Consider the following 8,625-nt stretch of genomic DNA (forward strand, 5'->3'; position numbering starts at 1 on the left):
AACCAGTGCAGGTTCAGGCACTCGTCCCGCAGGCCTGCTCCGAGATGCCGACCTGCCGGATCAGGTCGGCCACCGGCAATCCCAGTTCCGCCTGCTTCAGGACGGCCACGATCTGCTCGACCGAAAATCGCTTCTTGCGCATGACAAACCTCCTTCGTCCCAAAAAGGAAATCTGCCGAGAAAACTAACATAAGAGCTGGACCACTTCCCCCGTGTCACCTCACGCATTCAGAAGGTCTATCCAGCCGCTGTGCAACTGGTGCCTTCGACGACCACACGCGGACGCCCTCGTAAGACGCTCATTCCGGATCAGGAATCCGTCTCCGCAGGAGTGATGCTGGCACCAGCGCAGTGGCGCCGGATCACCTGGCGGCGCGGCACCAGAGGGCCCTTGYAGGCGAGGTTTGCCGCCGTACGGGTGCGGGTGGCCGACGGGCCAGCGGTTCAATTGGGCGGACGGGCCACCCAGCATCTACCGGGTGAGGAGGTTTGGTTGGTGGGCGAACATCGTTCCTCGGGCGAGTGCAAGTACTATCTATGCAACCTTTCGCCCGCTGTCTCACTGAAGCGGCTGGCGTCCCTGATTAAGGCGCGCTGGGTGTGTGAGCAGGCGCACCAGCAGCTCAAGGAAGAGCTTGGGCTCGATCACTTCGAGGGCCGCTCATGGCGCGGCTTGCATCGGCATGCGCTGATGACGTATCTGTTTCTGCAGCATCTGCGCCTGCAATCTGCGCCGCGGGAAAAAAAGAAATACCGGCGGGCCTCCGCCGCAACCGAGCTTGCCAGCTATTCGACGTCTGCTGCTTGATCACGTCGCACACGCAATGCGTTTGCGATGTCCATTCTGCTGGGCCCGTTTCACTCTGGGCCTAACAATGGGAGTGCCAAATGTATGGTCCGGCCGTGCGTTGCAAGATGAATTTGGTAGACTGACGAACGTGAGAGCTGCATCAATGTATTAGGCCTCTGTGTGGAGCCTCAGCTCCGGGCCAGCATGGAAATCCGCGCGCTTCCAAGACTGACTAGTAGTAAGACCTCTATGGGCCACTTTGGCACCAAGTCTTGTGGTTGCGCCGGGCAGACCGTTCGTCCATCTCCTTCGTCATCTCGCAGACCTCGGCGGGACAGCCGCTGATTAGATCATCGACTTCATCGTCGTCTCCTCAGGGCTGATGGCTATCGGTTGGGTCTGAAGCGCTCTTACGCGGCATGAGAGACGCTCCTCGGCTGGTACGCATGGCCGCGGGCCAGCACTGCCCAGGCAATGCGGGCGAGCTTGTTGGCTAAGGCAATCACCAGCATGTTGCGATGCAGCCTCCGGCCCGCGGTCTCGATCCACGGCCACAGGCTCAGCCTTGCTGCATGCGGGCGACTCACCAACACGATGTGAGCGGCCTGCACGAACAGCGTCCGCAGGTACGTGTTGCCGCGCCTGGAGATCTTGCCCAGGATCGTGCGGTCGCCGGTCGATTCCTGCTTCGGCACCAGCCCGAGCCAGGCGCCAAAATCCCGCCCCTGTTTGAACCCGGCACCCGTGCCGATCGCCGCCACCATGGCGGATGAGATGATCGGCCCCACGCCCGGGACGCTCATCAGGCGCTGACAGTGCTCGTCCTGGGCAGCGAGCGCCTCGATCTCGGCCGAGACATGGGCGATGCGCTCATCCAGCCGGTGCCAGTCCTCCATCAGGTCAGAGATGAGGCGCACCAGCCGGGGCGAGAGGGCGTCAGAGGACGAACCCAGAATGCCGGGCAGCGCCTGCCGCAAGGGCGCGAAGCCCTGGCGCACGGTGATGCCGCGCTCGAGCAACAGACCACGGATCTGGTTGGTCACGCCGGTGCGCTGACCCACCAGGCGCGAGCGGACCCGGTGCAGGGCGAGCAGATCCATCTGCTCGGGCGTCTTGATCGCCACGAAGGACATGGTCGGCCGCTGCACCGCCTCCGCGATGGCTTCGGCATCCCGGTAATCGTTCTTATGCCCCTTGAGGAACGGTTTGACGTACTGGGCCGGGATCAGGCGTACGTCGTGACCGAGCGCTTGTAGCTGGCGCCCGATGTGATGGGCGCCAGCGCAGGCCTCCATGCCGATCAGGCACGGCGGAATGTTGGCCAGGCGCTGCGGGAGCTGGGTCCGGGAGAGCTTAATGCGCAGCACGATGGCGCCACGTTCATCCTGACCGACGAGGTGGAAGCTGTTCTTGCCGAGATCGATGCCCAGGGTGGCAATCGCAGCAGAGGAAGAAGACCGTGACATGAGACGTGCTCCTTGCGTGGCTCGAAGCCCCACAGCTTACAGGCAAGCGGGGCAGGAGCACGGCCGGACCATCCCATTAGTAGTGCTAGCTATAAGCCGCCTGAACCAATTGCGATTGCAAAGATCCAGACGGCCTTGGTTAAGAGCTGATCAGCAATTTAGGTTTTGTCTGATGCCCCAAAACCACCACCCGTTGGTGTGCGCACAATAATGGCTTCACCTGCACCGATTTGGGTCTGATCGCATCCCCCAAGCCGCTCAAGATTCCCATCCTTTCGGCGCACCCAGTTCTCGCCCAACTGACCAGGATCGCCTCCGGCAAGCCCGAATGGACGCACCCGTCGATGACCCGATAGGATGGCGCAGTTCATTGGCTCCAAGAATCGGATGGTGCGCGAGGTTCCGTTGCCGGCATTCCAGTGACCGCGTCCTCCCGAGTTGAGGCGGATATGGAAGTCTTCAAGGACAACCGGATAGCGTACCTCAAGAACTTCGGGATCCGTGAGACGGGAGTTCGTCATATGGGTGTGGACGGCATCGGATCCATTGAACCCGGGTCCTGCCGGAGCACCGGAGCAGATCGTCTCGTAGTATTGGTACACATCATTGCCGAAGGTGAGATTGTTCATGGTTCCCTGCGCAGCGGAGAGTGCCCCAAGAGCACCAAACAGGCAATTCGTCACCGCCTGACTGACCTCCACATTGCCTGCAACGACCGCGGCAGGATATTGCGGCGAGAGCATCGATCCTTCCGGAATTATGAGGTTGATCGGGCGCAGGCACCCTGCATTCATGGGGATGTTGCCCTCAACCATGACCCGGAACACGTACAGAACCGCGGCACGAGCCACCGGCTCGGGAGCATTAAAGTTGTCGGACCGCTGGGGCGACGTTCCGGTAAAATCGACAGTAGCCTCTCTGCGCTCGTGATCGACCGTGATCTTGACGCGGATGAAGCAGCCTTGATCCATCTCATACTCGAATGAAGAGTCGGACAGTGCATCGAGCACCCGTCGTACGCTTTCGTCGGCGTTGTCTTGGACGTGCCCCATATAGGCTTGCACAACATCGAGTCCGAAGTGGTTGACCATACGCCTCAACYCCGCCACGCCCTTCTCGTTAGCGGCGATCTGCGCCTTCAGGTCGTTGACGTTCTGGATGACGTTACGCACAGGATATCGTCCCCCCAGCAGAAGCTGCCTCAGCTCCTCCTCGAGGAAGCGTCCCCGGTCCACCATCTTTAAGTTGTCGATGTAGACGCCTTCTTCCTCAATAGTCGTCGCAAGCGGCGACATTGAACCAGGCGCGATGCCGCCTACGTCGGCATGGTGGCCTCGCGATGCCACGAAGAATAGGATCGTTTCTCCTGCCGTGTCGAAGACGGGGGTGACCACCGTGATGTCGGGCAGATGCGTGCCGCCGTTATATGGCGCATTAATTGCGTATACGTCGCCCGGTCGGATATTGTCRCCATGAGCACGGATTACGCTTTCGACGGACCGGTCCATGGACCCCAGATGCACGGGCATGTGAGGTGCGTTGGCGACCAAGCGGCCTTGTGCGTCGAAAACGGCGCACGAGAAATCCAACCGCTCCTTGATGTTCACAGAGTAAGCGGTGTTCTGGAGCGTGACGCCCATCTGCTCAGCGATCGACATGAAGAGATTATTGAAGACCTCGAGCATGACTGGATCTGCTTTCGTCCCAATGGCCGGAACCAAGTGAGCTGCCTCGGTCCGGCGCATCACCACATGGTTCTTCATCGTAATTTCCGCGGACCAACCGGGCTCGATCACGATGGTTTGATGCGGCTCAATCAGGAGTGCCGGGCCCGCAAGGCGCTTACCGGGAGCCAGATTTTCCCGGTGATAGACAGCAGCATCGTGCCACTTGCCTTGGGAGAAGAACCTCGTTTGGGCCGTTGGCTCCGCATTTTCCGTGGAGATTGGCAGGTCCGGCTCGTCGGCAGGTTGGCCGCCGCCGACAGCCTCTACCGAAACGGCCTCGATGCTGAGATGTCTCGTCTCGTCGATGAAGCCGAAACGCGCGCGGTGGGACGCTTCGAAATCCTTCCTCATGCTCGCGATGTCTGAGAAATCAACGGTCAGCGACATGTCAGTACCTGCGTAACGAACATGTGCGCGCTGATGAACGGTGATGTCAGTGGCAGGAACCGATTGTTGCAGCAATTCCTCCCGTGCGCCGTGGGAGAGTTCCGCGAGAATTTGAGTTGCACTCTCAACTCCTACTCCGTCGAGCGGCGCCTCAACCGTGCGCTGACGGGTGGCCCGGATGTCCGCGAGGCCCATGCCATAGGCGGAGAGAAGTCCGGAGAAAGGATGGATCATCACCGTCTTCATGCCGAGGGCATCGGCCACGAGACATGCATGCTGTCCACCAGCCCCGCCGAAGGACTGGAGCGCGTATTCGGTCACGTCATAGCCCCGTTGTACGGAGATCTTCTTGACCGCATTGGCCATGTTCTCGACGGCAATGCGGATGAATCCATCCGCAACAGCCTCTGCCGAGCGACCATCCCCGATGAGGTCGGCCATTTCGCTGAACCCCTGTTGGACGGATTCAACGTCGAGCGGCTCGTTGCGATTGGGGCCGAAGATGGCGGGAAAGAAGCTCGGGTCGAGCTTGCCGGTCATGACATTGGCATCCGTCACCGCAAGCGGGCCGCCACGGCGGTAGCAAGACGGGCCTGGATTGGCGCCGGCCGAGTCTGGACCGACCTGGAACCGCGAGCCGTCGTAGTGAAGAATCGATCCGCCACCTGCGGCAACGGTATGAATCAGCATCATCGGAGCACGCATGCGCACTCCTGCTACCTCGGTTTCGAGGGTGCGCTCGTACTCACCGTCAAAATGCGACACGTCGGTGGACGTGCCGCCCATGTCGAAGCCGATGATCCTGTCAAACCCAGCAATGCGGGCGGTCTCGACGCATCCAACGACGCCGCCGGCAGGGCCGGAGAGAATCGCGTCCCGGCCATGGAAAAGATGGGCGTCTGTAAGACCTCCCGAGGACATCATGAACATGAGACGGGCTGTACGCTCAGCCTCGTCACCCAGCTCCGAGGCAACCTGATCGACATAGCGGCGCAGTACCGGTGACAAATAAGCATCGACCACGGTCGTGTCGCCGCGACCCACTATCTTCATCAGGGGGCTGACCTCATGCGAGGCCGAGACCTGGGTGAATCCTACCTCGCGCGCAATCGCGGCGACGGCCTGCTCGTGCGCCGGGTAGCGATAGGAATGCATGAAGACGACAGCACAAGCGCGAATGCCTTCCGCATATGCGGCGGAAAGCTGCTGGCGGACAAGGTCGAGATCCGGCTCCGCCTCGATGGTGCCGTCAGCGAGGACCCTTTCATCAACCTCGAGCACACCCTCATAGAGCTGCTCCGGCTTGGCGATGTTCTTCGCAAAAATATCGGCACGTCCCTGGTATCCGATCTTGAGCGCGTCGGCGAAGCCTTTCGTAATGACGAGCAGGGTGCGATCGCCTTTGCGCTCCAGCAGGGCATTCGTTGCGACTGTCGTTCCCATTTTCACGGTAGCGATCTGCTCCGTCGGCAGGGAATCGCCGACTGGAATCCCCAGCAACTCGCGGATGCCGTGGATTGCCGCGTCACGATAAGCCTCAGGGTTCTCGGAGAGTACTTTATGCGCGAGAAGTGCTCCGTCAGGCCTACGCGCGACGATATCAGTAAAAGTCCCGCCGCGGTCGATCCAAAAGTCCCACTTCCCGGAATTCATGGTGTTCCCCTATGCTGGATATAATAAGCGCATGAAATGTAGATAAATCGTCTATAAACTGTCAATGTTTCTTCGCGGAAACGGCATCCATTCACGGAGCTTGCAACTATGTCCCCGCTTTCGAAGGCCACGGGCCCTATCGTTTCTTCCGCTCATCTGGCGTCGGGTGTGCTGCCAGCCCTGTCAGAGTTCGAGTTTGGTCTGATCCTCGCGTCACATGCCTTTCACCGCTGGATCGTGCGCGGCATGGCCGCTGCAGGATTGTCCGATTTGTCGCCGACCGACATCTTCGTGCTCCACTCCGTGCATCACCGATCCAAACCGAAACGCCTGGCCGATATCTGCTTGGTCCTGAACATCGAAGACACTCATGTAGTGAGCTACTCGGTCAAAAAACTCGAGCGGCTCAAGCTCGTCATGAGCAAGAAAGTGGGCAAGGAAAAGTTGATCTCGGCCACCGAGGCAGGATCCGAAGCCTGCGAGGAGTATAAGGCGATACGAGAAACGCTTCTTGTCGGCCCGGTCGCCTCTCTCGGCCTGGAGATGGAGACCCTGTCACGATTGGCGAGTCAGATGCGGACCTTGTCAGGGTATTACGATCAGGCCACGCGCGCCGCGGCATCCCTCTAGATACGAACGCACAGAAGGCTGAAAGGAAAGTCATGGAACTCAAAGAGGTCGAGGCTTTCTACTGGAGCGCTACGCTGCACAGTTTCTCGAAGGCCGCCATTCGGCTGGATACGTCTCAGCCCACCATCTCGGCACGTGTCGCGTCTTTGGAAAGGCGGCTCTCTCATTACCTGTTCGATAGAAGCGGACGCGAAGCAAAGCTCACACCCAAGGGTTTGGAGATGCTCGCTTGGGCGGAACGCATCCTCAGTCTGCAGCAACAGGCAATCCACGCTATGTGCGGCGGGATTGGCACTGAAGGTATCGTTCGCGTAGGCACCTCCGAGACTATCGTGCATACATGGCTGCCCGATTTTATCCGCGCCTTCGAAGTAAAGTTTCCGCGCCTCAGCCTGGAGCTGACTGTCGATACCACGCCTAATTTGCGAGATGGTCTCGCCGGACAGGAAATCGACCTCGCTTTTCTTCTTGGCCCTGTTCCCGATCCCTCGATCCAGAGCCGAACGCTCTCGAATTACAAACTCAGCTTTGTTGCAGCACCCCGTCTTGGGTTCCTCGGGCGGCCTGTTACAATCGAGGATCTCGCGGACGTCACGATCATCACCTACGGTCGCAGGACGCGACCGACCATTGCCCTAGCGGATCTCTTCCGTTCGTCTGGAATGACACCGCCAAGGATGATTACGTCCGCCTCTCTCTCAGCGAACATTCGGCTTGCGGTCTCCGGGGCTGGAGTAGCGATTCTCCCGCCTGCTCTTATCCAGGACGAAATCGCGTCTGAAAGACTCGAAGTCATAAAGACAGACATCGTGATGGATCCGCTCAAGTTCACGATCTCGTACTGCAAGGCGCTGTCGAACCCAGTCCTTGAGGCGGCTGCCGAGCTTGCTATCCGCATCGCTCAGACGACTTATCAGGAAAACTGATTGGTTGCTCAGGTGTCGGGGCTATTGATTGTCATTGCCTACCGAGCCTTAATGGATCGCAAGAAGATTAATTAAATTACCCTGAGGAATGTTATATGATTACAGCAGCGCAACGTGCAGACTTGGAACTGGCGACAGGACTCGATGTGCGACTTGCCGCACGCAGCGGTACTCTGCGAGATCAGACGTCAGGCCTTGCGCGCGGACACGTACAGGGCAATCTCGCCATCCTTCCGGCGGATCTGGCTTCGTCCTTCCTGCGGTTCTGTCAAAGAAACCCCAAAGCCTGCCCGCTGATCGGCATATCTGAGCCCGGTGACCCGCGCGTCCCGGAAGTGGGTGCAGATCTCGATATTCGCACGGACCTTCCTCTCTATCGCGTGTGGCGTGAGGGTGAACTCGTCGACGAAGTGACGGATGTCTCCTCGGTCTGGCGCGATGATCTGGTGTCGTTTATTATTGGGTGCTCGTTCTCGTTCGAGGAAGCGCTCATGGCGGATGGAATCGTCCTTCGGCACATCGCCGAGGGTACGAACGTACCGATGTACCGGACCAACATTCCCACTCAGCCGAGCGGCCCTTTCCATGGTCCGCTGGTCGTTTCCATGCGCCCGCTCAAGCCCGCCGATGCGATCCGCGCGGTTCAGATCACATCGCGTTTTCCTGCTGTACACGGAGCGCCAGTCCATCTCGGAAAACCGGAGATGATCGGGATTAAGGATCTCAATGTTCCCGATTACGGGGAGCCGGTTCGTGTGGCCGATGATGAGATCCCTGTTTTTTGGGCATGCGGCGTCACTCCACAATCCGTGGTCGCAGCAGCCCGTCCTTCCTTCGCCATCACGCATGCGCCGGGCTACATGCTGGTCACCGATCTGAAGAATAGTCGGCTTGCGAATGGCTAAGGCAATAACAGAAGAACCGAACAATCACAGAAGGGTAACAGCCATGAAAACAACCGCCTCGCTTGTCACCGCGAGTATTCTCTCCCTATTCATCGTCGGCAGCGCGCTGGCTCAGGACCTGCCCAAGACCCACCTCAAAGT

5 protein-coding genes and 2 pseudogenes are annotated in these 8,625 nt (G+C 59.3%); 4 read left to right on the forward strand and 3 right to left on the reverse strand.

The annotated features are described in order from the left end of the window. Window positions 1-34: 34 nt before the first annotated feature. Window positions 35-142, reverse strand: a pseudogene (locus tag ACXJKO_RS27280) (transposase); the annotation flags it as partial. 87 nt (window positions 143-229) lie between these two features. Here ACXJKO_RS27280 and ACXJKO_RS27285 point away from each other — a divergent pair. After that, window positions 230-808, forward strand: a pseudogene (locus tag ACXJKO_RS27285) (IS701 family transposase); the annotation flags it as partial. Between the two features lie 392 nt (window positions 809-1,200). On the opposite strand, the gene ACXJKO_RS27290 reads toward ACXJKO_RS27285, so the two are convergent. Continuing rightward, entirely contained in the window at window positions 1,201-2,256 is a 1,056-nt protein-coding gene (locus ACXJKO_RS27290; RefSeq protein ID WP_457094184.1) for an IS110 family RNA-guided transposase, read from the reverse strand. Between the two features lie 158 nt (window positions 2,257-2,414). Beyond that, a complete protein-coding gene (locus tag ACXJKO_RS27295) occupies window positions 2,415-6,023 on the reverse strand; it encodes a hydantoinase B/oxoprolinase family protein (protein ID WP_457094185.1) in 3,609 nt (1,202 codons plus the stop codon). A 108-nt stretch (window positions 6,024-6,131) separates the two neighbouring features. On the opposite strand from ACXJKO_RS27295, the gene ACXJKO_RS27300 reads away from it, so the two are divergent. From ACXJKO_RS27300 to ACXJKO_RS27310, 3 genes are all read left to right on the forward strand, one after another. Next, window positions 6,132-6,653: a winged helix DNA-binding protein gene (locus ACXJKO_RS27300; protein WP_457094186.1), complete on the forward strand. Its 522-nt coding sequence runs from the start codon at window positions 6,132-6,134 to the stop codon at window positions 6,651-6,653. A 32-nt stretch (window positions 6,654-6,685) separates the two neighbouring features. Continuing rightward, window positions 6,686-7,579 carry a LysR family transcriptional regulator gene (locus ACXJKO_RS27305; RefSeq protein ID WP_457094187.1) on the forward strand — a complete coding sequence of 298 codons (894 nt, stop codon included), beginning with the start codon at window positions 6,686-6,688 and terminating at the stop codon, window positions 7,577-7,579. A gap of 95 nt (window positions 7,580-7,674) precedes the next feature. Next, the gene (locus tag ACXJKO_RS27310; RefSeq protein ID WP_457094188.1) at window positions 7,675-8,484 is read left to right on the forward strand and encodes a putative hydro-lyase; all 810 of its coding nucleotides are present in this window, start codon (window positions 7,675-7,677) and stop codon (window positions 8,482-8,484) included. Window positions 8,485-8,625 lie beyond the last annotated feature (141 nt).

The organism is Microvirga sp. P5_D2, assembly GCF_054049475.1.

Coding starts and splice junctions, on each gene's coding strand:
- ACXJKO_RS27305 (WP_457094187.1), top strand. CDS start 6,686: ATGGAACTCAAAGAGGTCGAGGCTTTCTACTGGAGCGCTACGCTGCAC.
- ACXJKO_RS27300 (WP_457094186.1), top strand. CDS start 6,132: ATGTCCCCGCTTTCGAAGGCCACGGGCCCTATCGTTTCTTCCGCTCAT.
- ACXJKO_RS27290 (WP_457094184.1), bottom strand. CDS start 2,256: ATGTCACGGTCTTCTTCCTCTGCTGCGATTGCCACCCTGGGCATCGAT.
- ACXJKO_RS27310 (WP_457094188.1), top strand. CDS start 7,675: ATGATTACAGCAGCGCAACGTGCAGACTTGGAACTGGCGACAGGACTC.